Raw genomic sequence first — 25245 nt, 5'->3', positions numbered from 1 at the left:
CGTGCGGCGGTTTTGCGGTGCGCCCCGGCGGGGTCTGATACTCGGCCCGCGGGGCAGTTGGCCGGTGTTTCCCGCGGGGGCGCCCCCCCCCGCCCCCCTTCACTCCCCCGCCCCCACCGGAGCCCTCTTGAACCGCATGCCCAGCACGCATCGCATGCCCAGCGCCGATGTCCTGGACCGGGTCCGCGACATCCCCCTCTACCGCGCGTCCGTCGAGCGCGGCGACTTCCCGATCCTGGAGAAGCCGGAGATCGCCCGGGGCTTCCCCGACAACTGGATGACCCCCGAGCTGTCCCGCGCCCTGGAGACGGGCGAGGCCGAGTTCGTGCTGTCCACCGGGACCAACCACGCCCGCATGCAGCTCATCCGGCCGCCGTACTTCCTGCTCCGCTCCTACTACCGCCTGTGGAGCGAGCACCCCGATCTCGGCCCCCTCTGGCACGAAGGGGCCCGCCGTGTCTCCCTGACCACGGTCCTCGCCACCGAGCACGTCGCCCGCGTCAACGCCGCGAAGCCCGGCACGACGCCGGGCGAGCGCTGGCTCGACGACCGCACGCTTTACCTCAACCGCCGCCTGGACCCGGCCGGTTGGGAGCGATCCGAGGTCGAGCGCATCCTCAAGGAGATCCGGGAGGCGGCCGCCGCGCACCCCCGGGGCGCGTACCTCCTGGACTGCTCCGGCTACCACCTGGCACACCTGGTCCGCAGGGTCACCGAGTGGGACCTGTGGGACGCCTTCCCCCGGCCGGCCGGCATCATCCACGCGTACGAGTACACACCGCTGAACGTCCGCGCGTATCTGCGCGACCACTTCGACTGCCCCGTCGTCGACCTCTTCGGCAGCACGGAGCTGGGCTACCTCTTCTACAGCGAGGCGGACGGCCGCTACCGGCCCTATCTGCACGACATGAGCGTGGAGTTGATCCCGGTGGAGCCGGGCAGCGGCATCCACAGCCTCATCGTCACGAGCGTCCGCAACCCGTACATGCCCCTGGTCCGCTACCGCTCCGGCGACTGCGTCCGCACCCACGACGGCGGCGCCGACCCGGAGAAGATCGCCTCGTTCTGCGGCCGCGAGAAGGAGCTGCTGCCCACGCCCGACGGGCCGGTGGCGCAGGCCGATCTCGACACGCGCGTGGCCGACGCCTCGCCCCGCGTCTTCCTGCACCAGCTGCACCTGAGCGGCGAGGGCCACGCCCTCCTGTGGTGCACGACCTTCGACGGCGCACCGCTCACCCCCGGAGAGGAGGCCGAACTGTCCGCTACCGTCGGCGAGTTGACCGGGCGCCGCTGCCGAGTGGAGCACCGCGCGCACATACCGATCGGACGCTCCGGCAAGTACGCCTGGCTGACCACGCCCTAGCGACGACCGACAGGAATCCCCCATGCACACGACCGCACCGCCCGCCGACACCACCTCCGCCGCGGCCCCCACCGCCGAGGAACTGCTGGGCACCGAGCTCCACGAAGAAGTGGTACGGCACTTCGCGACCAAGCCCGTCGCCCCGAGCATCCCCTACGTCACCCACCAGGTCCGCGAGTGTCTCCGCTACCTCTACCTGGTCTCCCGCCACCCCGACCGGCTCGGCGGTCTGTTCCTCCCCGTCGAGCAGGACATCGACGAGATCTGGCACTACCTCATCCTGCAGACCCGCGAGTACCGCGAGCTGTGCGAACAGCGGCTCCCCGGCGGCCACTTCATCCACCACCGCAGCATTTCGTACGACGCCTACCAGGAGGCTCCGGGACGTGCGACGGCCGCGGAGGAGGCGCTGCGGTGGATCCCCCTGTACACCGCCGCGTTCGGGCCCTTCGACGAGGACGCCCTGCCGCACTGGACCGTCGTCCGGTTCCTCCACGACGAACTGGGCCTGTCCCTGGCGGAGATCGCGGCCCACGCCGAGGGCTCAGACGGCTGACCCGGCCGAATCGGCGGTGCTCTCAAGACCGGCCGTCCGGGCGAGGAGCCACGACGTCAGCCGCCCGACACGCTCCTCCCGCTCGGGCGGGCGGCGGCTGAGCAGGTGGTAGCTGGTCCCGTCGGGCACGAAGCCGAAGGGGGCGACGAGTTGCCCCCGCTCCAGGTCGTCGTGGACGACGGCGTACGGCGCGATCGCGACCCCGACACCCGCCGTGGCGGCCTGGAGCGTCAGATAGAAGTGTTCAAGGGTCTGTTCGGACACGGGCTCCGCCCCCAGGCCGGTGATGCCGCGCCAGTCGTCCCAGGCCCGTGGGCGTGTGCCGGTGTGCAGCAGGACTGCGTCCCTCACCCCGGCGCCGTCGGTGAGGCGCGATGCCAGGTCGGGTCGGCAGACCGGCCCGATCCGCTCCCCGAACAGCCGTGTGCGGCTTGCCTCTTCGGGCAGCGCGAAGTCGTCCCTGCGGATCGCGAGGTCGATGCCGTCCCGCTCGAAGAAGACGGGGCCGCCGCCCGCCGACAGATGGACGGTGAGGTCGGGGACGCTCTCCGTCAGGTCGGGCAGCCGCGGGATCAGCCAGCGCATCAGGAGCGTCGGCTCGCACGAGAGCGTGAGCGGTCCGGCGGGCGTACGCCGTGAGATCTGCCGGGCCGCGCCGTCGATCTGGTCGAGCGCGTCCCTGACGACGGCGGCCAACTGGCGCGCCTGCGGGGTCGGCCGCAGGGTGCGTGCCCCTCGTACGAACAACGAGACGCCGAGGGCCCGCTCCAGGTTCTGTATCTGCCGGCTCACCGCGCCGTGCGTCACATGCAGTTCCCGTGCCGCCGCGGTCATGCTCGCGTGGCGGACGGTTGCCTCGAAGGGCAGCAGGGTGTTCAGAGGGGGAAGGGCCGACCAGCGCATCCGTGAACTCTAGTCACAGCTCTCGTGACAATGAATCGTTTGTCCAGGGCTTTTTCCTGCACGACCATTGATTCCGTCACAGTCACAGGCGCTGTCACGTCACCGGCACATCCACAGTCACGGCCACGGCCACGGCCACGGCCACGGCCACGGTCACAACGGCAGCCGACCGACGGAGGGATGGGGCATGACAGCGCTCGACGGTTCCCGGCACGGCGGCATCGCCGTGCTCGCGGACGACCTCACCAGTGCCGGGGACGGAGCCGCGCCCTTCCGCCGGGGCGGCCACGCCGCACGCATCCTGTTCTCCGCCCCAACGGCACCGCTCCCGGGTGGTCCGGGCGTGACCGCGGTCGACCTCGGGACCCGGCTCCTGGACGAGACGGCCGCCGCGGCGCGGACCGAACGGGCGGCGCGTGCGTGCACCGCTTCCCGACTGCTGCTCAAGACCGTGGACTCCACCCTGCGCGGCCATGTCACCGCGGAGGTCCGTGCGGCGTGGGCGGGTTCGCGGCGCAGTGCCGTCGTCCTCGCCCCGGCCTTTCCCGCCGAGGGCAGGGTGACGGTGTCGGGGGTCCAGTACGTACGTGGTGTGCCGGTCCACGAGAGCGAGTACGCCCGCGATCCGGTGCACCCGGTGCGCTGCTCGGACCTCGCGGCGGTGTTCCCCGAGGCCGTGCGGGCCACCCCCGACCGTGCGGCGGAGCTGCCCCGACTCATCGACAGGGGCGGCCTGATCGTCTGCTCCGCCCGCACCGACGCCGACCTCGACCGCCTGGTGGCGGCGGTGCCCGACCTCGCCGACGTGCTGTGGGTCGGCTCCCCCGGGCTCGCGGCCGCCCTGGCGCGGCGGTGCGCGCGCACGGACGGCGACGCGCTCCCCGTGCCCCTGCCCGCGCTGCGGCCGCTCGTCGCCGTCGGCAGCGCCAACCCCGCCACGAGGCGGCAGCTGACGGCGCTGCGTGCCCGCGCCGACGTCCAGGGGGTCACCGTCGGCGACGATCCTGCCGGGGAGGCCCGGACGCTGCGCTCCCTGACGGCCCCGGTCCTCACCCTGGGGACGCCCGACGCGCGCCGCCCCGCGCCCGTCGCGCAGACCCTCGCCCGCTCGCTCGCGGCACACGTGCGCGCCCTGGTCGACGAGCGCCTCGTCGACGCGCTCGTCGTGACCGGCGGGGAGACCGCCGCGACCGTGCTCCACGCCCTCGGCACCACCGGCATCGACCTCACCGACGAGCCCGAAACCGGCGTCGCCCGCGGCACCCCGCTCGAACGGCCCGACCTGCCCGTGCTGGTCAAGGCGGGCGGCTTCGGCGACGACGACCTGCTCCTGCGGCTGTGCCACCTCGTCCGGCACCCCGCCGACACGCCCCTGCGACCGCGAGGAGAGCACGCATGACCCCGATCGCCCTCACCATGGGTGACCCCTGCGGCATCGGCCCCGAGATCACCCTCAAGGCATGCGCCGACCCGCGGCGGACCGTGCCCGTCGTCGTCATCGGCGACCCCCAAGTCCTCGCCCGCGCCGACGCGTTCACCGGCACCGGCCTCATCTCGCACCTCATCACCTCCGTCGAACAGGCGACGTACGCACCGGGCACGGTGGATGTCATCGCCGGGAGCGATCTGCCCGCCGACCTGCCCTGGGGCGCCGTCGACGCACGGGCGGGCGCCGCGTCCTTCGCGTACGTCCGCCGCGGCGTCGAACTGGCCCTGGACGGCGCGGTCCGCGCCCTGGTGACCGCGCCCGTCAACAAGGAGGCGCTGCGCCTGGGCGGTGTCCCCCACCCCGGGCACACCGAGATCCTCGCGGACCTGTCCGGCACCCGTGACTACGCGATGATGATGGTCAACGACGACCTGCGGGTGGTGCTCGTGACCGTGCACCAGTCCCTGCGCACCGCCCTCGACGCGATCGACACCGCGCGCGAACTCGACGTCATCCGGCTCACTCATCGCACGCTGGCGCGCGGTGGCCTGTCCGCGCCGCGCATCGCGGTCGCGGGCCTGAACCCGCACGCGGGCGAGAACGGCCTGTTCGGCCGCGAGGACCTGGATGTCATCGCCCCTGCGGTCCGCGCGGCACGGAGCGAGGGGATCCTGGCCAGCGGACCCTGGCCGGCCGACACCGTCTTCATGCGGGCCCGCGCCGGGGAGTTCGACGCCGTGGTCGCGCAGTACCACGACCAGGGGCTCATCCCCGTCAAGTACCTCGGGCTCGAACACGGCGTGAACGTCACCGTCGGACTGCCCTTCGTCCGCACCAGCGTGGACCACGGCACCGCCTTCGACATCGCGGGCCTGGGCAGGGCCGACCACACCAGTCTGCTCACCGCCCTGCGGCACGCCGCCCAACTCACCGCCACCTGAGCCGGAGGACCACCGTGGACTTCATCTTCATGCTCACCCGCGACGACCGCACCGTCACCGACTGCCTCGACGTCCTCGACGCCGTGCGGGGCCTCGGCATCACCCACATCGGATTCAAGGACGTCGGGGTCGACCGCGAGACGCTCACGCAACTGCACGACTCCCTCAGGGAGTTGGGGGTGACCACCTACCTCGAAGTCGTCAGCACCGACCGCGAGCAGGCCCTCGCCTCGGTCCGCACCGCCGTCGAACTCGGCGTCGACTGGCTCATGGGCGGCACCTGGATCGAGGAGACCCTCGCCCTCCTGGACGGCACGCCCGTGCGGTACCTGCCCTTCGCCGGAGAGCCCCTGGGCCATCCCACGCGTCTGGCCGGTGATCCGGCGCGCGTCGCCGACGACTGCCGGCGGGCGCGCGCGGCGGGCTGCGCGGGCGTCGACCTGCTCGCGTACCGTGCCGTCGACGCCGAACCGCTCGCCCTGGTCCGCGCCGCCCGTGCCGCGACCACCGGCCGTCTCGTCGTCGCCGGTTCGATCACCACCACCGATCAGATACGGGAGCTCGCGGCGGCAGGAGCCGACGCCTTCACGATCGGCTCCGCCGTCTTCGACGGCTCCCTGCGGCCCCGCACCGGGACGCTCAGGTCCCAACTGGCCGCGGTGGTCGGCGTGAGCGACTGGTCCTGACGGCTCCTAGTCCTGGTAGACCTTGTTCGTGCCGGGGCCGCCCGACAGGGTGTCGTTGCCCGGACCGCCGTGCAGCAGGTCGTCGCCACTGTTGCCGTAGATGACGTCGTCGCCCGCCTCGCCGTACAGCTTGTCGTTGCCGCGGCCGCCGAGGATCTTCTCGCCGTCCTTGCTGCCGCGGATCGTGTCGTCGCCGTCGCCGCCGGTCAGGGTGTGCCCCTGGCCGCCCGAGATCCCCTGCAGGGTGTCGTTGCCCGCGCCGCCGTCGCAGTCGTAGCGGCAGCGGGTCAGCGTGTCGTCGCCCGCGCCACCGAAGGAGCCCTCGCCGTAGACGCCACCGCCGCCCTCCAGGCGGTCAGCGCCGTCCTCGCCGTACTGAGAGGTCGAGCCGTCCCCCTTGAGGACGTCGTTGCCGGTGCCGCCGTGGGTCTGGAGGTAGGCGTGGTTGCCCGCGGCGACGGTCAGCTTGTCGTCCTTGTCCCCGAGGTAGCTGCCGAGGGTGATGAGGTCGGAGGCCCGGTCGCCCGGGTCCGCGATGGTGCACGTCACGGTGGTGCGGTCGGAGCCGTCCGGGTAGGTGCACTCGGTGTCGGTCGCCACGCTGATCGCGACGCGGTCGTCGATGGTGACGTCGAAGACGTACTCGTACTCGTCGATCTGGCGGTACTTGGTGGTGACGGTCACGTCGTTGACCTGGCCGGGGGCCGCGGTGTAGCTCAGGCGTGAACCCGAGACGGCCTCCACCGTCGCGGTCGTGGCATCGGCGGCCTGCGCCTGCGGGCCGGTGAGTCCGACGACCGCGGCCGTACAGGCCAGCGCGGCGGCGACGCCGAGCGGGCGCAGGCCGTGGGTCCGTAACGAACGAGCGAACATGCTTGATTCTCCAGGGAGTTCAGTGGTGCGTACGGCACTGCGTGTGCCGCGGGTGGCGTTCCCACCTCACCCAGGTCAGACGTGTTCCTCGGAACTCCGTTGTGTGCGGGCACCGCTTGTTCACCAGGGGTTCATCGCCCGACGCGGAGGGTTCATCACGGGGCCGCGGTCACTTTCCGGTGGCCGCCCGGTGGTCCAGCGTGCCGTGGTCGACCTTGCCGTTGGGCAGGCGCGGCAGCGCGGGCACGGCGATGACGCGGGCGGGCAGCGCGGTCGTGGGCAGGGTCCGCAGGAGCTGGGTCCGGATCCGCTGCACGTCGATCGCCTCGTCGGCGGCGGTGACGACGAAGCCGATCGGGCGCGGCCTGGCCGTCGCGGTGAGGCCGACGCCCGCCTCGACGACGCCGTCGCACGCGGTGAGGGCCTGCTCGATCTCGCCGCGCTCGACGCGCAGGCCGCCGAGTTTGAGCTGGTGGTCGGAGCGTCCGTGGAAGAGCAGTTCGCCGCCGTCCCCGAGCGTCACCAGGTCCCCTGTGCGAAAGCAGCGGGTGCCGTCGCGGGTGACGAAGCGGTTCCGCGCCGTGGGGGCGTCGGTGTCCGCCAGGCCGGGGCCCGCGAGCCACAGCTCCCCCGGCCCGCCGTCCGCGCCCGGGGCGAGGTAGGCGCAGACTCCCGTGACGGGGCGTCCGATGGGAACCGTGCGGGCGCGCGCGTCGGCGGGGGTGCAGGTGTGGACGGTCGCCCACACCGTGCATTCGGTCGGCCCGTACTCGTTGTGGAGCTTCGCCTGCGGGAGTTCGGCCATGTGCCGGGCCACGAGGGCGGGCGGGCAGCTCTCCCCGGCCACGATCACGGTGGTGAGCGTCCGCAGCCGCGGCGCGAGCCCGCCGCGCAGCGCAGCCCCGTACAGCGAGGGGACCATCAACAGGTGGGTGGCGCCATGGCGTTCGGCCGCGCGGGCCGTCGCGAGGAGGTCCCCCGGCCGCCCCTCGGGGATGACCAGAGTTCCGCCGGTGGCGAGGGTCCACCAGATGCCCGCCATGGAGCTGTCGAAGGAGATCGACGAGCAGAGCAGGAACACGCCGACGGGATCGGTGTAGTGCCGCAGGCGTGCGGCGGTGGACCAGCCCAGGGCGGTCGCGGGCACCGTGACGGGTTCGGGCAGGCCGGTCGAGCCGCTGGTGAAACAGGTGTACGCGAGGGTGCCGCGCCGCCCGGTGAACGCTCCGTCGGCCGCGGGGCCGAGATCCGCGGGGCCGAGGTCCGCGGGGCCGAGATCCGCGGGGCCTAGATCCGCGGGGCCGCAGGGGACGCGCTCCGGGCCACTGTCGCCCCAGGGGCGCTGTTGCGCATCGGTCTCCCCAGGCTCATCCGGCACGAGCGCGAAGCGGGCGCCGCTCCGCTCCGCCATGCGGCGCTGCCGGTCCTCGGGGAAGCCGGCGTCGACGGGCACGTAGCGACTGCCGGCCCGCAGGACGCCGAGCATCGCCGCGACCGCCCAGCGGGAGGCGGTGGCATGCACGACGACCGGCTCGTCCCGCCGGACGCCACGGGCGAGCAGCAGGCGGGCGACCGCCCCGGACGCCTCGTCGAGGGCGCGGTAGCCGAAGACGCCCTCACTGTCGACGACGGCGGCCGCGGCGGCACCGAGGCGCGGTTCGACGAGGTCCAGGATGTGCGGCGGGGAGCCCGCGAACGGCGGACCCTTCACCCACCGCCCCACGGAGGGGAGTTGGTCACCGATGGGCGTGCCGTCCACTTCAACAGACCAGTTCTGTCAGGGCGTTGACATAGGTCTCCACGGCTCGCTCCATCCACGCCGCGCTGAACAGGTGCGCGTCGTAGGTGACGTATCCGCCCGGCTCCTCGTCCCAGCGCATGGTCCACAGGAAGGTCAGCGGGATGGGCAGCGGAGGCTGGGCGTCCAGCGGCACGCGGTCGAGCGCGAGGGCGGGCGGCCGGTCCGACGCACGGGTCGGCGGGCGGACGATCATCTGGAACGCCGGGGCGACACGGTCCCGCGCGGTCATCCGCTCCAGGAGCCGCGGGCTCTGGCGCAGGACGGGGATCAGCGGGATGTCGTTCGCGTACGCCTCGCGGCACCGCCGGTCGACGCGGGGGCACAGCTCGCTCAGGCCGCCGGGGCCCGGGTTGTCGACACGGATCTGCAGGACGTTGAGCAGGAAGCCGACGGTGCCCCACTCCGACGGGATGCGGCCTGCGGTGATCACGGGGACCATCGCGTCCCCCGGTGGCAGCAGCGCGCCGACGAAGGCGGTCAGGAGCAGCGTGAACGGAGTGGTGCGCCCTCGCCTGGCGGCGGCCCGCACGGCGTCGCGCAGCCCGTCGTCGATCCGGAAGGCGTGCACGGCGGTCGGCCCCTGCGGGGCGTTCGGCGTCTGTGCGGGCAGGCCGAGGCCCTCGGCCCCGGCGAGCCGGTCGCTCCAGTACGGCAGGGCCTCGCCGATCCGGGCCTGCCACTTGTCGCTGCGGTCCTCGGCGGCGATGTCGGCGTACTGCATGACGTCGACGGGCAGGGGCCCTTCACCGCTCAGGCGGGCGGTGTAGGCGGCGACCAGATCGCGGGCGATGACGTCCTGCGACCAGGCGTCGGCCGCGATGTGATGGGCGACGAGCACGAGCAGCGACGTTCCTTCGTCGCCCTCGCGGCGGCCCAAGTAGGCCCACAACAGCGGGGGTTCGTCGCACGGGTGGGGCCGGGTGGTGACCGCGCCGATCCAGTCGTCGGCCGACTGCTGCGGGGCGAGGCGGTCGACACGGAGCCGGGCGGGCATGGGCGGAAGGACGCGCTGGCGAAGGACGCCGTCGTGGTCGCGCAAAAGCAGGGTGCGCAGCGCGCCGTGGCGGGCGACCACGTCGTCGAGCGCCTGCCGCAGCACCTGTTCGTCGACCGTTCCCGCCACCCGGTAGGCGGCGCGGACCAGGAAGCCCGGCTGCAGGACGGCGCCCGGAAGCAGCGTCTCGACCAGGTCCAACAGATCCTGGGCGTACGTCGCTTCGAACATCCCCTGGCTCGCGCCATGCGCTCCCCGGCTCGCTTCGTACGTCGACTGGGTCGCGCGGCCGTTCGTGTCGTCTGTCCCGCGGGGCGTGGCTGCCATCACCGCGCCACCTCCTTCCGCCTCGGCCGAACGCGTACGGGCAGGTGTGTGATGCCGGAGAGGAACGTGGAGCGCGCCCGCCGGGGCGCGCCCGTCACCTCGATCTCCTCGTACCGGGCGAACAGTTCCGCGAAGAACAGCCGCAGGGTGACGCGGGCGATGCTCGCGCCCGCGCAGTAGTGCGGGCCCGCGCCGAACGCCAGGTGACGGTTGGGGCGCCGGGACGGGTCGAAGACCCGGGGCCGTTCGAAGACCGCGGGGTCGTGGTTGGCGGAGCCGAGCCATGCGACGACCGCGTCGCCGCGCGCGACGGGCACGCCCGCGAGGTCGAGCGGTCGGCGTGCGTGCCGCATGAAGTGGCTCGCGGGCGAGGCCCAGCGCAGGGCCTCCTCGACGCAGCCGTCGATGAGTTCGGGGCGTGTGGCCCAGTGGGCGTAACGGCCGGTGCGGGAGAGTTCGAGGACGGTGGCGGGCGGGACATGGGCGAGGGTCACGCTGGCGCCGAGGAGCAGGCTGTAGCAGTTGGACAGGACCTCGCCGGGTGTGAGGCGCCGCCCGTCGACCTCCATGGCGAGGAGGACGTCCACGAGGTCGCCGTGGCCGTCCGCCGGTTCCCCTCTGCGTCGCCGGTCGCGCACCAAGTCGGCGAAGTACGCGAAGAGTTCGCGGTGTCCGCGCTCCAGGGTCGCCGCCGGGCCGCCGGGCAGCTGGTGCTCGGGGTCGTCCTCAGCCGCGCACATCATCGCCAGGCGGACCAGGCGGGGCCGGTCGGCTGCGGGCAGTCCGAGCAGCGGTCCGAGCACCACCAGCGGGAGCTGGGCGCAGGCCGCGGAGAGGTCGAAGGTGAGCTCTTCGCCGGGTGGGGCCTCGGGCAGCAGTTCTCGGACGCCGGCCCGGATCAGGTCGGCGTGTGCTTCCGCGGAGCGCAGGCGCAGGGCGCGGTGCAGCGGCGCCCGCATCCTGTCGTGGCGGGGCGGGTCGGTGACTGCCATCTGGCGTCCTGCCGCCGGGTCGTCGCGGCCCAGGAGGCTGAGCAGGGTGCCCTGTTCGGAGGTGAAACTCGCGTGGTCCTCCAGGACCCGTTCGACGTCCGCGTACCGGGTCACGGACCAGAATCCGAGGGTGTCGCTGACCGGCTGCCAGTGGACGGGCGCGCGCTCGCGCAGCGTGCGCCAGGCCGCGTGCGGGTCTCCTTCGGCGTACAGGTCCGGATCGGCGAGGTTCACCTCCGGGAACCCGGTGCTCACGGGCTCGGCTCCGGGGCCGCGCCGTTCTTCGCCGCCGCTTCGACGGCCTGCGCGAGGGCGGCGACGGTGGGCGTCAGGAACAGCGCGGCGGCGGGCACCTCGACGCCGAACTCCTGGTCGATGGCCAGCTGGAGCTCGGCGGCGAGCAGGGAGTCGCCGCCGAGTTCGAAGAAGTCGTCCTCGACGCCGATGGGAGCGATCTCCAGGCCGGCGTTCCAGAGTGCGGCGAGTCTGTGCTCGGTGGACGTACGGGGTGCGATGTAGTCGGTCGTCATGCCGAGCGCGTCGCGCGCGCCTGTGCCGTCGATTGCGAGACGGTCCTCCACCGGCATCAGCCTCCCCCAAGGCAGATCAGAACGGCGTTGGTTGATGCTGACATCACTGTGGTGACGCGGCAACGACGCTTTCCGGCCAAAAGGAAATCAGTGATGAACCGGACGAAGTGGTTCCCACCTGAGGGGAGTTCGGCCGCTCGGGGGCCCCTGCCAGGCGGGGTCTCTCTGCCAGGCGGGGGCTCCCTGCCGAAGGCCCTGCTACTCGGGGGCGTCGAACGTCCACGTCGCGGTGGCACCCTGGCCCACGACCAGCGTCGACCGGCCGATCCGCTCCGTGTGCCGCTGCTTCACGGGCTCGTTCAGGGCGAACGTGATCTTCTTCAGGCCCGCCTGCTCGCGTGTCGTCGCGTCGAGCCGGATCGTGGTACCGCCCCGCACCGCGACGATGCCGCCACCCGGAACGTCCTTCACGACGAACCCTCCGGCGCGCAGCAACGGCTCCGTACTGGTCACGTCGCGCCGGGACATCGCGAGGTGGATGGAGGTCACGTCGCGCATCCGGTGGTCGCGGTACTCGTCGTTCAGGTAGCGCTCGCGGCCCACGTCACCGGGGTAGTTGGGCGGCTCGGTCCTGCCGCGCGGGTCGGCGAAGTACTCCGGCCGGTACTCCATGCTCCAGGCGCCGAAGGAGTCGTACTCATTGGCGGGGAAGGCGAAGAAACCGTCGAACCACGGCACGGGGACGCCGTCGCCGAAGTCGCGCGTCTGGAGGAACTCGGTCGGGGTGATCCCCAGGTCGCGTACGCGTTGGTTCACCGTCGCCAAGTCGCCCGCGCGCTCGACCGAGAGCGCCGTACCCGTGGAGCCGAACGCGCCGTCCTTGCCCTCCAGGTCTCCGACTCCGAAGAGTTCGAAGTAGGTCTCGCGGCCCATCAGATAGCGGCCTTTCCATGTCCGCCCGTCGGACCCGGTGGTGGTGCGGACCTGGAAGTTGGCGAAGTCCCGCAGATAGGCGGAGTGCTCGACGGCGTCGGCGGTCTCGCGGTCGACCACGCCGTAGGCATGGTTGTAGAACAGCAACTGCCGTTCGGGAGAGGGCTCCTCCTCCTCGACCGGCGCCGCCCGGGCACTGCCTTGGACCGCCCAGACGAGGGCGGCGGCGAGCGCCACGACGAGGGCCATGACCATCCGCAACTTCCGGCGCAGCAGCATGCAGGCGATCGTAGGTCGGACAGAATCGCGGACGCTGTCGCTCCGGCCAGGACGGCGCAAAACCATCGGCGCGGTGCCTTGCGTGCTGTGGTGCGAGGGATCCTTGGGGTCATTGCGATCCATGGGGCGAGGGGTGTCTAAGGTCGCCTCCATGATCAGGAACACCTCATGACCCGGACGACGCCGCCCCGACCCCTCGACGTCGAGGCGCTCTTCCCCGAACTGGCCGCGCACCGCGGGACGACGACCCGGCTGCACCCGCGTCCGGGCAGCCCGGACGTTGCGTCCAGCTCCGTGGGCGGCCCCTTGCTGTGGCCCGCCCATGAGCCGTGGCCGGTGTGCACGGAACCGCACCGGCGCGGCCGCGGCCGCCGCATCGACGACATCCACCGGGAACGGCACGTCCTGTCCACGGCGACCGAGCGAGACCCGCACGCGCCGCTGACGGACGACGAGCGCCGGCTCCTGGACGAACTCGGCAAGGAACACCGCGTCACGGGCATCGCGGACACCGACCCGATCCCGATGATCGGCGTCGCTCAGCTGTACCGGCGAGACGTCCCCGACCTGCGCGATGGACCCGACGGCAGCGATCTGCTCCAGGTCTTCTGGTGCCCCTTCGACCGCCACGGCAGGACCGGGTACGGCATGTCCCTGGACCTTCGCTGGCACCGTTCGTGGGAGATCACGGAGGCCCTCACGACACCGCCGGTGCCCCAAGTCGTGGGCTACGAGGGGTATGTGGCCGAGCCGTGCGTGCTGCACCCGGAACAAGTCACCACCTACCCCTTCGCCGGTCTGCTGCCCGAGGAGCTGTGCGCCCGCATCGACGCCCGGGAAGAGGCCCTGGAGGAGGCGGCGGAGGAGGCCGATGCGCAAGACGATCCGGAAGAAGAGGCAGCCCCCGAACCACCCGCCTATCAGTACGACTTGTCCATTCCACCCGGCTGGCGCGCGGGCGGCTTCGCCTCCTGGCACCTGACCGATCCGGCCCGCATGGACTGCCTCACCTGCTCGACGCCGATGCACCTGCTGCTGACGATCGACAGCTCGGAGTGGGACGGCGGCAGCGGGAGCTGGACCCCGGTGGAGGACCGGGGCAGGCCCCCGTACCCCGCGGCCACACCGACCAAGGTCGTGGTGGGGCGCGCGGGCGAACTCAACGTCTTCGCCTGCCCGGCCGACCCGGGACATCCGCACCGCCACAGCATCCAGTAGCGGCCGATTTCCCCACGGCCGCTTCCCTGGGGTACGGTCTTTCACGTGCTCACCGCCGAACTCACGGCAGCGGGCCCGGCGTTGGTCGTCCAAGGAAAGACGCCCCGCTTCCTGCGGGGAAATGCAGGTGCAAGGCCTGCCCAGCGCTCGCGAAGGAAGGCCCCGGATCCCACGAGGAATCCGGGGCTTTCTGCTCGGCACACTCGCCCCCCCAGACGCCGCCGGTCGGCTGAACCGCCTGCGTTCCGGTGGTGACGCGAGAGCGCTGCGCGGTGCTCCGCACTTCAATCGGTGTGGGATTCGTGCCGGGGGTAGGCGTGAGGGTGAGCACGTGCACGAAAGCCCGTACGTGGGCGCCATCGACAGGATGCTCCTATTGCCCTCGGTGAACTCCCGCGCATCGAGGCAATAGTTGAGGCGGGTCGGCCGCGCCATAAGGGGGGAGCCGGGCGCGGCCGCGCCTGCATGTCCGTACCTCCGTCAGCGCAGCAGACCGGTGCGCCCCGCCCGTGCCGTGGAGACGAGCTCGGCCACCGTGGCCAGCTTGACCCGCGGGCGGCCATCGCCGCGGCCGCGCGTGACCTCGGCCCGTTCGATCGCGGCGAGACCCTTGGCGTCGACGACGTGGCGGTTGCGGCGCCGCACGAGACGGTGGAAGGCCCGCGGCGCGTGCCGCGGGGCGGGGAGCGCGCCCGCGACCGCGTCGGCGAGGAGCGTGGAGACGGTCTCGGCGGCGCAGGTGCGGTTGGCCCCGATGCCGCCGCTGGGCCCGCGCTTGATCCAGCCCACCACATAGGCGCCCGGCAGGCCCGTGACCCGGCCTCCCTCGTGCGGCACGGTGCCCGTGGTCTCGTCGAAGGGCAGTCCGGTGACGGGCACGCCGCGGTAGCCGATCGCGCGCAGCATCAGGCCCGCAGGAATCGTCCGCTCCCCGGCGTCCGCCGCAACCCGCACGCCCTCGACCCGGTCCGCGCCGACGACCTCGGCGGGTTCGCAGTGGAAGCGCAGCACGATCCTGCGGCCCGGCTCCGGCGGCGCGGCCCAGTCGGGGCGAGCGCGCGTGACGCCTTGCAGGACCGCCGCCTTGTCCTTGGCGCCGGCCGCTTCGACGGCGGGCGCGACGCGGGGGTCATGGTCGTCGACGACCAGGTCCACGCCGGGCAGGTGCTTGAGGGCGAGCAGTTCGGACCTGGTGTACGCGGCGTCCTCGGGGCCGCGCCGGGCGAGCAGGACCACCTCGTGCACCCTGCTGTCGCGCAGGGCCCGCAGCGCGTGGTCGGCGATGTCGGTGCGGGCGAGGGTGTCGGGGTCGGCGAGCAGGATCCTCGCCACGTCCAGGGCGACGTTGCCGTTGCCGACGACGACCACGCGCTCGGCGGACAGGTCGATCGCGTCCGGCGCCGCGTCCGGGTGGGCGTTGTACCAGGCGACGAACGCGCTCGCGGAGATACTGCCGGGCAGGTCCTCGCCGGGGACCCCCAGGCGGCGGTCGGCGGATGCCCCGACGGCGTAGATCACCGCGTCGTGGTGGGCCGCGATCTCCTCCGGGGTGACGTCGGTGCCCACGTCGAGGCCCAGGTGCATCCGCACCCTGGGGTGCGCGTGGAAGCGGGCGAAGGTCTCGCCGACCTTCTTGGTCGCGGGGTGGTCCGGCGCCACGCCGTAGCGTACGAGGCCGCCCGCCACCGGCAGCCGGTCGATGAGCGTGACCTCGGCGCTGGTGTGCAGCAGCAGGTCCTGGGCGACGTACATGCCCGCGGGTCCGGTGCCGACGACGGCGACCTTCAGCGGGGCGAAGTCGGCGGGCAGGACACGCGGAAAGGACGGCTCGCCCCAGACGTGGAAGTTCGGCCCGGCGGGCGCCGGTTGGGGGGCCTCGTCCTCCGCCTCGCCCTCGAAGTACGCCGCGTTGATGTCGGCGTACTCCTTCTGTGCGAGCGGCAGGCTGTCCACCGGGAAGATCGCGTCGACGGGGCAGGCATCCGCGCAGGCCCCGCAGGCGATGCAGGTCTTCGGGTCGATGTGCAGCATCTCCGTGCTGCCGAACGCCCGCTCCTCCGGTGTGGGATGAATGCAGTTGACCGGGCACACGGCGACGCAGGTGGCGTCGCTGCAGCAGGTCTGGGTGATGGCGTAGGTCATGTCCGTCTTCTCGGCTCGGCTCGTCTCGGCTCGTCTCAGATGAGGTGGGCGCGCTTGTAGAAGACCAGGGCCGGCCTGGTGAGCAGACCGCACGAGGCCAGGAACTCCATGAGGCCCGAACAGCTGGAGCGCATCATGGACTTGTGGTGCTCGTTGGCCCTCGCCTCGGTGACCGCGCGTTCCTCGTCGAGCCCCGCGTTCGCGTAGACCTTCCGGTTCACCATGCTGGTGACGATGACGTACGACGCGATGGCGATGATCAGGGCATTGATCTGGCGGCGTGCCCGGCCTGCGCCCGCCAGTTGCTTGCGCGTCTGGTCGCGGGCGAACTTCATGTGCCGCGACTCCTCGACGACATGGATGTTGTTGATGGTGCGCACGAACGGCACGACCCGCTCGTCGCGCATCCAGTCGCGCTGCATGACGTCGAGCACCTCTTCGGCCACCAGGATCGCCGCGTAGGCGGCCTCGCCGAAGGCGACCGACTTGAAGACCCTGCCCAGTTCGGTGGCGAAACGGTGCGGGCGGTAGGCGGGGGCGCCGAGCTTCTGGGCGCCGCGGGCGAACATGATGGAGTGGCGGCACTCCTCGGCGATCTCGGTCAGCGCCCACTGGACCTCGGCGCCGGTCGGGTCCTTGGCGTAGACGTCGCGCAGCACCATCTGCTGCAGGATCATCTCGAACCAGATGCCCGTGCTGGCCACCGACGCGGCTTCCTGCCGGGTCAGTTCCTTGCGCTGCTCCTCGGTCAACTCCCGCCAGTAGGCGGTGCCGTAGAGCGTGCTCCACTCCGGGCTCGCGCCGTGGAAGTCGCGGTCCAGCGGCGTCTCCCAGTCGACCTCGGTCGCCGGGTCGTACGCCAGCACGGCGGCCGAGTCCAGCAGCCGCCGGGCGACGTCGCCCTCCGGGGAGTCCCCTGAGGAGCCCTCCGGGGAGTGGCCCTTCGTGCTCGGCCGAACAGTGCTGCTTGCCATGCTGCGGCTCCTTGACTCAGACGTCCGGGCAGCGGAACGCAGCGCCCCCGCAGGGCAGGCCGCGACCCCCTTGTTAGACAGAACGTATAACAAGGGGGTCGGGCGCGCCTACCCTCGGGTAAGTACGAGATTGAACGGACCTCGCGCGGGATTCACGCGGGCCGACTCGTGGCTCACTCGGACAGGGCCGACTCCGGAATACTCTCGGCGGCCCGCCTGCTCGGGGCCGGCCATGTGATCTGCGTACTGCACGCGGACACGACCAGCGCGGACGCGGCGACGGCCGCCAGGCCCCACACCAGGCTGCTCGCGTTCGCGATGAACCCGATGAGCGGCGGCCCCGCGAGCAGACCCGTCGTCCCCATGGCGGCGACCAGGGTCAGCGAGTCCGAGCCCTGTCCGGCCGCGGCCACATAGACGCACGGTGTGACGGCCGCGATGCCGAGGCCGACGCAGGCGAAGCCGAGCAGCGCGGGTACGAGGCCGCCGCTGAGCAGGGCGAGGGCCAGACCCACTCCGGCCAGCGCGCTGCCGTACAGGACGATGCGGCCGTCGCCCCAGCGGCTGCGCCAGCCGTCGGCGAAGAGGCGGGCGACGACCATCATTCCGGAGACGACGGCGATGCCCAGGGGCGCCAGTTCGGGCGAGGCGTCGACGACGTCCTTGAGGTAGAGGGCCGACCAGTCGTTCATGGAGCCCTCGGTCACGGTGCCGAACGCCATGGCGACGCACATCCACAGCGTCACGCGGGTCGGCATGGCCCACTTGCGGGACTTCTTCTTCGCCGACTGCTCCTGGTCCTGCTGCGCCTCCTTCTCCCTCCCCTTCTCTGCGGTCCGGTCGTCCGTCAGGAGTCCGGTGCGCGCCAAGCCCACCAGCAGCAGCATGAGCAGCGCGGCCGCGCCGAAGTGCACGGCCACCGTCGACGTCACCGCGTTCATGCCGGAGGCGAGCAGCGCGGCGAGCAGGGAGCCACCGCTGAACGTCGCGTGCAGCCGGGCCATGGCGTTGCGCTCGTACCGGCTCTCCAGCGCGGCGCCCTGCGCGTTCATGGCGACGTTCAGACAGCCCACCAGGACACCGTCGACGCACATCACCAGGAGCGCCACGGGGTAGTTGGGCGCCGCGGCGAGCGCAAGGAGGATCAGCGCGAGCAGGAGCGCGGAGACGAGCGCGAGGCGCTGCGAGCCCAGGCGCCTCATCAGCACCGCCACCACCGGGAACGACACGGCCGCGCCGACTCCGGCGGCCATGAGCAGCACGCCGACCTCCGCCGCGGTCAGGTCGAGGTCGGTCTTGATGGCGGGGATCCGCGACGCCCAGGTCGCGTACTGGAAGCCGAGCGAGCAGAACAGGGCTGCGATCGCCAACTGGCCGCGGTGGAAGGGATCACGCACGCGGAGCACCCGCATCAGCCCACATTCCTGTTTCTCCCGGCGACGACACCTCGGCCGTCACCGCCTTGGACATGTACACAGCGGTCGGGCCGTATCCCGCGGGGGCGGCGCCGTCCCGCGCGGTGAAGCCGCGGGCCGACCAGAACGTCTCGCTGCCGCCGACCGCGATCAGGGAGATCCGCTCGTACCCCTGGGCCAGGGCCGTGGCGGTGAGGTGCCCCAGGAGGTGACGCCCGAGCCCCCGGTGGCGCACGTGCTCCGCGACGACGATGTCGTGCAGGTGCAGATTGCGCGAGGGGAGCGCCGCCCCCTCGGTCCCGCGCAGGTCCGGGTATGCGGACTCCGGGTAGGGCAGGGCCAGCAGATAGCCCGCGAACTGCCACCCCAGGTCGAGCGCGAAGCACGTGGAGGGCGACGCCCGCATCCGGGACTCCAGCTCGGCCCGGCCCTCGGAGAGGCCGAGCGGGGTGTAGGCGCGGGACTCCAGCGCCGCGATGTCGTCCCAGTCGCCGTCGGCTATGGGACGTACGCGTATGTCGTCGATCATGCGCTCTCGCCGTCTATCCAGGTGTACGGAAGCGGGCTGAAGCCGTTGAAGCCCTGCGTCATGTAGCTCGTCGCGTACGCGCCGCTGGAGAGCACCCACACGGGGTCGCCCGACGCGAGCTCCTTGGGCACCGGGATCAGGCCGTGCTCGTGGGAGTAGGCGTCGTCGCTGTCGCAGGTGGGGCCCGCCACCACGGCGGGGACGGACTCGGCGCCCTGGTGCGAGGGGAAGACCAGGCGGTACTGCAACTGGTCCATCTCGTAGAGGCCGTTGAACTTCCCGCAGCTCAGATAGAGCCAGTACTGGCGCTCGCCGTCGGGCCTGCGCCGCGCGGACAGACGCGAGACGTGCGCGCGGATCGCCCCGTGGTCGGCCACGAGATGGCGCCCCGGCTCGACGACGAAGTCGAGGCGGTGGCCGGGGAGCTCACCGAGGCGGGCCATGCCCTCGCGGATGACGGCGAAGATCTTGTCCATCGGCGGGTCGAGCGGGGTGCCGTGCTTGTCGCGGTACCCGCGCGCGGGCAGCCCGCCGCCGAGGTTGACGTGGTCCAGGGCGATCCCGCGCGAGGCGAGGGCGTCCAGGACGTCCGCGATGAGGTCGAAGGCGCTGTGCCAGGCCTCGGCCGTCATCTGCTGGGAGCCGACGTGCACGGAGAGACCGGCGGGCACGAGGCCGAGCTCCCGCGCCGTCTCCAGCACGGTCACCGCGTCGTCGGGCGAGCAGCCGTACTTGTTGCTGAGCCCCCAGAGCGCTCCCTCGCCGCTCGTCGCGAGCCGGCAGAACACCCGGCTGCCCGGGGCGTGCCGCGCGAGAGCCCGCACGTCCTCCAGGCTGTCGGTGGCGAAGTCCCTGATGCCGAGCCGGAACGCGTCGGCGATGTTCCGATCCGACTTGACGGTGTTGCCGTAGTGCATCCGGCCGATCGGCACACCGGCGGCCAGGGCCTGCTCCACCTCACGGGGGCTCGCCGCGTCCACTCCGCAGCCGCGCAGCGCCAGACGGGCGAGCACCTCGTCCACCGGGCACGCCTTCATGGCGAAGCGGACGGCGACGCCCGGGAGTTCGCGGCGCAGCGCGTCGTAGCGCTCCTCGATGCCGGTCAGGTCGAAGACGATCTGGTCGCGGTCGGCGGCCGCCAGGGCGTCCAGGAGCGGTGCGGCGTCGTGCTCGGTCAACGAGCCGTGCGCCTCGCGCGGCCCGTGGGTCGTCGTCGCGCTCATCCGGAATGCTCCACCGTGGGCAGCGGTCCCGTGTCCCTGCTCGCGCGCACCAGGGGCTCCCACGCCTCGATCAGCAGGGCGAAGTCCTCGATGTCGCTCCGCGCCTCGTCGAGGAGGCGTTCGCGGCGCGCGGCCAGGTGGTCGGCGAACTCGGCGTACCTGCCGCCCAGTCGGCGGTAGGAGGTGTCGAGGCGGTCCAGGCGGTCGATGTTCTCGACCTGTTCGAGCAGGGTGCTCTCCCGGGCGAACTCGGCGACGACGGACGCGCGGACATGCCCGTTCCCGTCGAGGAGTGCCTCGCCCGCCGCGGTCATCCGGTCGTAGATGTGGTTGAAGTAGAGCATCGACAGGAAGAACTTGGCGAAGCGCGTCTGGTACGCGAGGAAGCCGGCGTCCGTCCTGCGTTCCGCGGTGTAGAAGTTGACGATGTTGCGGTTGTGCAGGACGCCGGGCAGCGCGGCGTCGTGGACCAGGTGGATGAGGAAGTAGTCGCTGCCGATGGTGTCGGTCGCGGGCGGCAGCGGAACACGCTCGTGCACGCCGTGGAAGCTGATGTTGCACATGTCGACGCGCATCGGGTCGACCAGGGTGAGCGTGGCGTGGTCGCGCGCGAAGAGCTCGGTGCCCGCTCCGCGGAAGGACTCCTCGACGAGCTCCCGCTTCTGCTGCGCGGTCCAGTCGGTGGGCGCCCAGAGGCTGACCACGTCGTGGTAGACGTCCGGGTCGATGCGCTGGATCTCGCCGATGTCCACGGAGAGTTCGCCCACGAAGGAGCTGCCCACCATCGCCACGCGCTTGTGCGTGTGGCGGTCGTCGAGGACGGTCTCGGTGACGCCGTGCGCCGCGTCCGCGGCGGGCCTGCCCAGCGACATCAGCTCGTGGTGGACGGGGAAGACGGGCTCGCCGTCGACGCTCTGGTAGCGGCTGTCGGAGTCCCTGCGGTGGACGGACTCGCAGCCCAGCGCGGCGGCGATGAGGAAGGCGCGGTTGGTGCAGGCGCCGTAGGAGAGGCCGTCCGGGAGCATCAGTTCGAGGAGCAGGTCGGGCTTGGCGGTCCCGGAACCGGCGATCGCCCTGCGCAGGAAGTCGCGCTGCGTCGGCTCGTCGAGGTGGTGCACGACGACGCCGGGCACGGCCGGAAGGGCACGTGCCGCGCGGGCGTGGGCGGCGAACGTGGCGGTGTCGGAGGAGTCCAGGATCAGCAGGTGCACCTCGACGTCGAAGTGCGCGGCCGCGTACGCGGCTTCCTCGCCGATCGCCGCGATCGTGTCCGGGCAGGCCCTGTTGGTGGGCAGTGTCAGGCAGATGCGTCGCATGCGGCTTCCCCGTTCCAGGACTTGAGGCCGAGCAGCTTGGCCCCCAGGTCGTTGAGCGCGGCGGTGCCGTACCGGAGGGACTCGTGCTTGTGGGCGTTCCCGAGGAGCGTGGCGTTCCACTCCGGCGTGCTCAGGTTGCTCCAGGAGTCGACGCGGGAGCGGCGCAGCGTCTCGTGGGACTCCAGCGCGGGCATCATCGAGAGGTACTGGACCGCGCGGACGCCGTCCTTCGAGGTGTTGGGCGCGACGCCGTGGGCCAGCAGGCCGTTCCAGATCAGCAGATCGCCGGCCTCTAGCTCCGGGCGGACCACGGGCATCTCCTCGCGGTCGATCGCGGGGCGTATGGGGTCGCGGTCGTCGGGCTGGAGGGCCTTCCACCGGTCGAACCGGCGGAACAGCTCGGGGCAGCACTGGAAGCCGCCGTGCTCCTGCCGGGTGTCGTCCAGGGCGATGATCCCCTGGACGCGCTGGGGCAGCACGCCGAGGGTGGTGTCGACGTCCCAGTGGAGGTTGATGTCGAAGCCGCGCTCGGTGGGCGCGATCAGGGAGCGCGAGCGGTTCTTGACGTTGGGCGGGTTGAGGTTGAGCCGGTCCAGGGTCACCCAGAGCTCTTCGCAGTCCCAGACGTCGACGAACGCGTCGTACACCCGCTGGGTCTGGCGGCTGTCCCAGATGAGCTGGTGGTGGTAGGCCTCGACGAAACCGTAGACGTGCAGTTCGCGGTCGAGGTCCGAGCGGAACTCGCGGTCCTCGTACCAGGTCTCGGGGCGGCCGCGGTCCAGGCCCTGGAACTCCCAGGCGAAGTCGAGGAGGTCCTTGGCGGCCTCGGACGGGATGGCCTGCTTGACGACGACGTAGCCGTACGTCTGCCAGTGGGCGAAGTCCTCTTCGGACAGGACCCTGAGCGGGCGCGTCTTCTTCAGGTCCCGCAGCTGCGTTTCGGCCAGGTACGTGTCGGCGTCCGCGCTGAAGTACGGGACGTCCGAGGGGGCTCGGTGGAGGTAGCGGTCACTCGCTGCCATGTGGTGCTCCAAGGTCGGGTTTCTTACTTCCGGCGGCAGGTCTCCACGCCGGGGTCGGCCGGGACCACTTCAGGTCCGCCGGGGCAGCGCGTGTCGCGCCCACCCTCTGTCGAACTTGCGTCCCACCAAAATGGACTAGACCAACTCCGGCTGTCAACAATTGAATTGGGCGCCTTTGTAGCCAAAAAGGCCATATTTACGCCCAGTTCACTCCCCCGTCACGTGATGCCCACGCAAAGATTTCGCCCTGGGCAACTGCCGCCCCACCGACGCTAGTTGGTCCAGACCATTGATCGGTACGGCCGCCAGGTACGACCGCTCGGACGCCGTCCATGTCCGCTCGGACACCGGGCATGGCCCGTACGGGTCAGGCCGAACGGGTAGATCGCACCGTCGGGCGACCCCTGTGACGCGCACGGGTGAACCCGCTCCGGGAATCCCGAACACGGAGCCGCATCGGTGGCTGGATGGCTGCCATGCCCTCCCCCACCCGGCACCGCCTGCGCGCCGCCACCGCCGCCGTCGCCCTCGCCCTCGCCCTCGCCGCGAGCTCCGCGCTCGCCACCGCCCTGCCCGCCCATGCGGGGCCGCTCCCCGCTCCCGAGAAGCCCAGGAAGGCGTACGAGGAGTACGTGGCCCTCGGCGACTCCTGGTCCGCGGACGTCGCCCTCCTGACCAACGTCTCCACCGAGCACACCCCGTACGCCTGCTTCCAGTCCACGTGGAACTACCCGAAGAAGGTCGCCCAGGCGCTCGGCGTGAAGACGCTCCGCGACGCCACGTGCGGCGCCGCGACGACCGAGGACTTCGACAAGGCCCAGGACATCAACCACCTGGGGCTGTTCCGGGGCACCAACCCGCGCCAGTTCGGCCGCCTCTCCCCCCGCACCGACCTGGTCACGATCGGCATCGGCGGCAACGACGCGGGCCTCGCCGGCGCCGCCGCCTCCTGCTTCAACCTGCTGCCGTCCCTGGAGCTGGCACCCGGCCTCGCCCTGCCCGCTCCCCTCGGCGGCCAGTGCAAGAAGGGCTGGGTCGACCGCGGCGTCGACCTGATGTCGCAGCGGATCGCCACCGTCGACGACAAGGTGTACGGGGCCCTGAAGCGCACCCACGCGCTCTCCCCCGACGCCACCGTCCTCGTCGTGGACTATCTCGCCGGGGTGCCCATCGACCGCGGCTGCTACCCGTACGTCCAGGTCAACGACGGCGACCTGATGTGGCTCGGCGAGAAGCTCAAGGAGATCAACGGAGCGCTGGCCGAGGCCGTGCGACGCGCCAAGGCCGACATCGAGGACTTCGACGTACGCCTGGTGGACACCTACAGCGGCAGCGTGGGGCACGACGTGTGCAAGCTGCCCGGCACCAAGTGGGTGGAGGGCTTCATCCCGCTGACCACCAACCCGCCCGGCCTCGCGGTCCCGCTGCACCCGAACGAGCTCGGCGCCGATCACCAGGCGGCGACGGTCCTCAAGACGCTCGGGAAGAACTAGCATCCGCATGCATTGACGCCTCACGGGGCTCGGTTCAGGGTGTTGCGCACCCTGAACCCACCTCCTGAGGAAAGGCTCCTCTCATGGCATCTCCCATGGCTCCTCCCACGGCTTCTCCCGTGCGAAGACGCGTCTTCGTCCGTGGACTGGCCGCCGTCGGCGCCGGATTGGCCCTGCCCCTCCCGCTCGCCGGCATCGCCACCGCCCGGCCGTCGTCCGCCGCCGGCTCCTGGCAGGAGGTCCCCGCGCCCGTCGGGCAGCCGGCCTCCCATCTGGTCTCCGTGGCCGCCGCCCGGCCCGACCTCGCGTGGGCCGTGGGCGAGCACAACCGCTACGGCGGCACCGACGGCACCCCCGTCTCCCTGAGCTGGAACGGCACCGCCTGGACCCGGGACGACCTGTCCCACCTCACCTACAAGGGCGCCTTACGTGCGGTCGCCGTCGACCCCGCGGGCTCCGCGGCCTGGGCCCTTGGCACCGACACCGCCGGGCACGACCAGCTCCTCGCGTGGGACGGCGCGACCTGGCGCGAGGCCGCTTTCCCCGGGCGCGGTGAGCCCGGGACCCGCCTCACGGATGTCGCGACGGGGCCCGACGGGGTGTTCTGGGTGTCGGGGCGGCACGGCGACCGGGCCGGGCTGCTGCGCGGTGGCGGCGGCACCTGGCGCTGGTGCAGGCCACTGCCGGACGCGGCCGCGCCGACGCCGTCCGGTGTCACGGTGACGCCCGGCGGCGAGGTGTGGGTGTTCGGCGACGTCATCGCCCGCTGGGACGGCGCCTGGACGGTGGTGCCGCGCGCGGTCGGCATCCGGGCCTCGGTGACGGGACTGCTGCCGGTCGCGCACGACGACATCTGGCTGACCGGCTTCGCCTACGGCGTGGGAGGCCCACCCGGCAAGCCGCCCGGCATCAGGCTCGAACACTGGGACGGCGCCCGGTGGATCAGCCCCGGGGCGCCGTTCGGCGTCGGCCTGTTGAGCGGCATCGTGGGAGACGACCGGGGCCGGCCGGACGTGATCTCCGGCTGGGACTTCTGGGACCAGAAACGCGCCCACTACCTGCGCTGGAACGGCACGACCTGGATCAGCGAGCGGGGCCCCGAGACCCCCGACGCCTACATGCCGGAGGCCATCACCCGGATTCCGGGGACGAACGGCTGCTGGTCGGTGGGCACGACCTCCTTCTCACCGTACCCACCGGCACACCTCCGCGTGGAGCGGTTCGGCTAGCCGCCGGTTCCGCTGGCCGCCGGTCCCACCCCGCGGCGCGACGCCGAAGTCGAACGCGACCGTTCCCGGGTCGACCG

General features: G+C 72.0%; 22 protein-coding genes. 8 read left to right on the top strand and 14 right to left on the bottom strand.

The genetic code is table 11. From position 1 onward, the window contains the following. Nucleotides 1-136: 136 nt before the first annotated feature. Nucleotides 137-1363, top strand: a complete 1227-nt coding sequence (locus AB0B50_RS26605; RefSeq protein ID WP_362336836.1) for a hypothetical protein — start codon at nucleotides 137-139, stop codon at nucleotides 1361-1363. Between the two features lie 22 nt (nucleotides 1364-1385). Next, nucleotides 1386-1919: a hypothetical protein gene (locus AB0B50_RS26600; protein WP_362336833.1), complete on the top strand. Its 534-nt coding sequence runs from the start codon at nucleotides 1386-1388 to the stop codon at nucleotides 1917-1919. On the opposite strand, the gene AB0B50_RS26595 is transcribed toward AB0B50_RS26600, so the two are convergent. Then, the gene (locus tag AB0B50_RS26595) at nucleotides 1908-2822 is read right to left on the bottom strand and encodes a LysR family transcriptional regulator (RefSeq protein ID WP_362336830.1); all 915 of its coding nucleotides are present in this window, start codon (nucleotides 2820-2822) and stop codon (nucleotides 1908-1910) included. The genes AB0B50_RS26600 and AB0B50_RS26595 overlap by 12 nt on opposite strands. A gap of 187 nt (nucleotides 2823-3009) precedes the next feature. Here AB0B50_RS26595 and AB0B50_RS26590 point away from each other — a divergent pair, with 187 nt between their 5' ends. Genes AB0B50_RS26590 through AB0B50_RS26580 form a run of 3 tightly spaced genes read left to right on the top strand, consistent with a single transcriptional unit; the run spans nucleotide 3010 to nucleotide 5878 of the window. Next, nucleotides 3010-4221, top strand: a complete 1212-nt coding sequence (locus tag AB0B50_RS26590; protein ID WP_362336826.1) for a four-carbon acid sugar kinase family protein — start codon at nucleotides 3010-3012, stop codon at nucleotides 4219-4221. Beyond that, nucleotides 4218-5192 carry a 4-hydroxythreonine-4-phosphate dehydrogenase PdxA gene (gene pdxA, locus AB0B50_RS26585; protein ID WP_362336823.1) on the top strand — a complete coding sequence of 325 codons (975 nt, stop codon included), beginning with the start codon at nucleotides 4218-4220 and terminating at the stop codon, nucleotides 5190-5192. Before AB0B50_RS26590 ends, pdxA begins: the two co-directional genes overlap by 4 nt. 14 nt (nucleotides 5193-5206) lie before the next feature. Further along, nucleotides 5207-5878 (top strand): HisA/HisF-related TIM barrel protein, encoded by a 672-nt coding sequence (locus AB0B50_RS26580; protein WP_362336820.1) that lies wholly within the window; start codon nucleotides 5207-5209, stop codon nucleotides 5876-5878. A gap of 6 nt (nucleotides 5879-5884) precedes the next feature. Here the strand turns inward: AB0B50_RS26580 and AB0B50_RS26575 are convergent, their stop codons facing one another. The 6 genes from AB0B50_RS26575 to AB0B50_RS26550 all read right to left on the bottom strand — a co-directional run bounded on the left by AB0B50_RS26575 (nucleotide 5885) and on the right by AB0B50_RS26550 (nucleotide 12607). Next, nucleotides 5885-6751: a calcium-binding protein gene (locus tag AB0B50_RS26575; RefSeq protein ID WP_362336817.1), complete on the bottom strand. Its 867-nt coding sequence runs from the start codon at nucleotides 6749-6751 to the stop codon at nucleotides 5885-5887. 169 nt (nucleotides 6752-6920) lie between these two features. After that, the gene (locus AB0B50_RS26570; RefSeq protein ID WP_362336815.1) at nucleotides 6921-8510 is read right to left on the bottom strand and encodes an amino acid adenylation domain-containing protein; all 1590 of its coding nucleotides are present in this window, start codon (nucleotides 8508-8510) and stop codon (nucleotides 6921-6923) included. 1 nt (nucleotide 8511) lies between these two features. After that, entirely contained in the window at nucleotides 8512-9873 is a 1362-nt protein-coding gene (locus AB0B50_RS26565) for a condensation domain-containing protein (RefSeq protein WP_362336812.1), read from the bottom strand. Then, complete coding sequence (locus tag AB0B50_RS26560) at nucleotides 9873-11120, bottom strand: cytochrome P450 (protein WP_362336809.1); 1248 nt, start codon at nucleotides 11118-11120, stop codon at nucleotides 9873-9875. The genes AB0B50_RS26565 and AB0B50_RS26560 overlap by 1 nt, the downstream gene beginning before the upstream one ends. Then, nucleotides 11117-11446 carry a phosphopantetheine-binding protein gene (locus AB0B50_RS26555; protein ID WP_362336806.1) on the bottom strand — a complete coding sequence of 110 codons (330 nt, stop codon included), beginning with the start codon at nucleotides 11444-11446 and terminating at the stop codon, nucleotides 11117-11119. The genes AB0B50_RS26560 and AB0B50_RS26555 overlap by 4 nt, the downstream gene beginning before the upstream one ends. A gap of 207 nt (nucleotides 11447-11653) precedes the next feature. Beyond that, complete coding sequence (locus tag AB0B50_RS26550) at nucleotides 11654-12607, bottom strand: DUF5829 family protein (protein WP_362336803.1); 954 nt, start codon at nucleotides 12605-12607, stop codon at nucleotides 11654-11656. A 168-nt stretch (nucleotides 12608-12775) separates the two neighbouring features. Between AB0B50_RS26550 and AB0B50_RS26545 the strand changes: the two genes are divergently transcribed. Further along, nucleotides 12776-13825 (top strand): hypothetical protein, encoded by a 1050-nt coding sequence (locus AB0B50_RS26545; protein WP_362336801.1) that lies wholly within the window; start codon nucleotides 12776-12778, stop codon nucleotides 13823-13825. Nucleotides 13826-14305: 480 nt separating this feature from the next. Here AB0B50_RS26545 and AB0B50_RS26540 read toward each other — a convergent pair whose 3' ends face one another. The 7 genes from AB0B50_RS26540 to AB0B50_RS26510 form a co-directional block, all read right to left on the bottom strand. Beyond that, nucleotides 14306-15967, bottom strand: coding sequence for an FAD-dependent oxidoreductase (locus AB0B50_RS26540; protein ID WP_362336798.1), 1662 nt, complete (start codon nucleotides 15965-15967; stop codon nucleotides 14306-14308). Nucleotides 15968-16002: 35 nt separating this feature from the next. Further along, complete coding sequence (locus AB0B50_RS26535) at nucleotides 16003-16941, bottom strand: diiron oxygenase (RefSeq protein WP_362336795.1); 939 nt, start codon at nucleotides 16939-16941, stop codon at nucleotides 16003-16005. Between the two features lie 173 nt (nucleotides 16942-17114). Beyond that, complete coding sequence (locus tag AB0B50_RS26530) at nucleotides 17115-18353, bottom strand: MFS transporter (RefSeq protein ID WP_362336792.1); 1239 nt, start codon at nucleotides 18351-18353, stop codon at nucleotides 17115-17117. Next, nucleotides 18331-18885: a GNAT family N-acetyltransferase gene (locus tag AB0B50_RS26525; RefSeq protein ID WP_362336789.1), complete on the bottom strand. Its 555-nt coding sequence runs from the start codon at nucleotides 18883-18885 to the stop codon at nucleotides 18331-18333. The genes AB0B50_RS26530 and AB0B50_RS26525 overlap by 23 nt, the downstream gene beginning before the upstream one ends. Continuing rightward, entirely contained in the window at nucleotides 18882-20108 is a 1227-nt protein-coding gene (locus AB0B50_RS26520) for a type III PLP-dependent enzyme (RefSeq protein ID WP_362336787.1), read from the bottom strand. The genes AB0B50_RS26525 and AB0B50_RS26520 overlap by 4 nt, the downstream gene beginning before the upstream one ends. Next, nucleotides 20105-21424 (bottom strand): DUF6271 family protein, encoded by a 1320-nt coding sequence (locus AB0B50_RS26515; RefSeq protein WP_362336784.1) that lies wholly within the window; start codon nucleotides 21422-21424, stop codon nucleotides 20105-20107. Before AB0B50_RS26515 ends, AB0B50_RS26520 begins: the two co-directional genes overlap by 4 nt. Beyond that, complete coding sequence (locus AB0B50_RS26510; protein WP_362336776.1) at nucleotides 21406-22446, bottom strand: phytanoyl-CoA dioxygenase family protein; 1041 nt, start codon at nucleotides 22444-22446, stop codon at nucleotides 21406-21408. The genes AB0B50_RS26515 and AB0B50_RS26510 overlap by 19 nt, the downstream gene beginning before the upstream one ends. A gap of 476 nt (nucleotides 22447-22922) precedes the next feature. Here AB0B50_RS26510 and AB0B50_RS26505 point away from each other — a divergent pair, with 476 nt between their 5' ends. Both AB0B50_RS26505 and AB0B50_RS26500 read left to right on the top strand, forming a co-directional pair. After that, nucleotides 22923-23939, top strand: a complete 1017-nt coding sequence (locus tag AB0B50_RS26505; RefSeq protein WP_362336773.1) for an SGNH/GDSL hydrolase family protein — start codon at nucleotides 22923-22925, stop codon at nucleotides 23937-23939. A 119-nt stretch (nucleotides 23940-24058) separates the two neighbouring features. After that, nucleotides 24059-25168 carry a hypothetical protein gene (locus AB0B50_RS26500; protein WP_362336770.1) on the top strand — a complete coding sequence of 370 codons (1110 nt, stop codon included), beginning with the start codon at nucleotides 24059-24061 and terminating at the stop codon, nucleotides 25166-25168. Nucleotides 25169-25245 lie beyond the last annotated feature (77 nt).

It is taken from the genome of Streptomyces sp. NPDC041068 (assembly GCF_040647455.1).
Lineage (GTDB): Bacteria > Actinomycetota > Actinomycetes > Streptomycetales > Streptomycetaceae > Streptomyces.
This window is presented reverse-complemented; position numbering and strand designations above follow the sequence as displayed.

Bases quoted from the DNA above. Each gene is read 5' to 3' on its own strand.
- AB0B50_RS26535 (WP_362336795.1), bottom strand. From the start codon at position 16,941: ATGGCAAGCAGCACTGTTCGGCCGAGCACGAAGGGCCACTCCCCGGAG.
- AB0B50_RS26565 (WP_362336812.1), bottom strand. From the start codon at position 9,873: ATGGCAGCCACGCCCCGCGGGACAGACGACACGAACGGCCGCGCGACC.
- AB0B50_RS26590 (WP_362336826.1), top strand. From the start codon at position 3,010: ATGACAGCGCTCGACGGTTCCCGGCACGGCGGCATCGCCGTGCTCGCG.
- AB0B50_RS26595 (WP_362336830.1), bottom strand. From the start codon at position 2,822: ATGCGCTGGTCGGCCCTTCCCCCTCTGAACACCCTGCTGCCCTTCGAG.
- AB0B50_RS26510 (WP_362336776.1), bottom strand. From the start codon at position 22,446: ATGGCAGCGAGTGACCGCTACCTCCACCGAGCCCCCTCGGACGTCCCG.
- AB0B50_RS26520 (WP_362336787.1), bottom strand. From the start codon at position 20,108: ATGAGCGCGACGACGACCCACGGGCCGCGCGAGGCGCACGGCTCGTTG.
- AB0B50_RS26575 (WP_362336817.1), bottom strand. From the start codon at position 6,751: ATGTTCGCTCGTTCGTTACGGACCCACGGCCTGCGCCCGCTCGGCGTC.
- AB0B50_RS26525 (WP_362336789.1), bottom strand. From the start codon at position 18,885: ATGATCGACGACATACGCGTACGTCCCATAGCCGACGGCGACTGGGAC.
- AB0B50_RS26545 (WP_362336801.1), top strand. From the start codon at position 12,776: ATGACCCGGACGACGCCGCCCCGACCCCTCGACGTCGAGGCGCTCTTC.
- AB0B50_RS26530 (WP_362336792.1), bottom strand. From the start codon at position 18,353: ATGCGGGTGCTCCGCGTGCGTGATCCCTTCCACCGCGGCCAGTTGGCG.
- AB0B50_RS26600 (WP_362336833.1), top strand. From the start codon at position 1,386: ATGCACACGACCGCACCGCCCGCCGACACCACCTCCGCCGCGGCCCCC.
- AB0B50_RS26550 (WP_362336803.1), bottom strand. From the start codon at position 12,607: ATGCTGCTGCGCCGGAAGTTGCGGATGGTCATGGCCCTCGTCGTGGCG.
- pdxA (WP_362336823.1), top strand. From the start codon at position 4,218: ATGACCCCGATCGCCCTCACCATGGGTGACCCCTGCGGCATCGGCCCC.
- AB0B50_RS26515 (WP_362336784.1), bottom strand. From the start codon at position 21,424: ATGCGACGCATCTGCCTGACACTGCCCACCAACAGGGCCTGCCCGGAC.
- AB0B50_RS26505 (WP_362336773.1), top strand. From the start codon at position 22,923: ATGCCCTCCCCCACCCGGCACCGCCTGCGCGCCGCCACCGCCGCCGTC.
- AB0B50_RS26540 (WP_362336798.1), bottom strand. From the start codon at position 15,967: ATGACCTACGCCATCACCCAGACCTGCTGCAGCGACGCCACCTGCGTC.
- AB0B50_RS26605 (WP_362336836.1), top strand. From the start codon at position 137: ATGCCCAGCACGCATCGCATGCCCAGCGCCGATGTCCTGGACCGGGTC.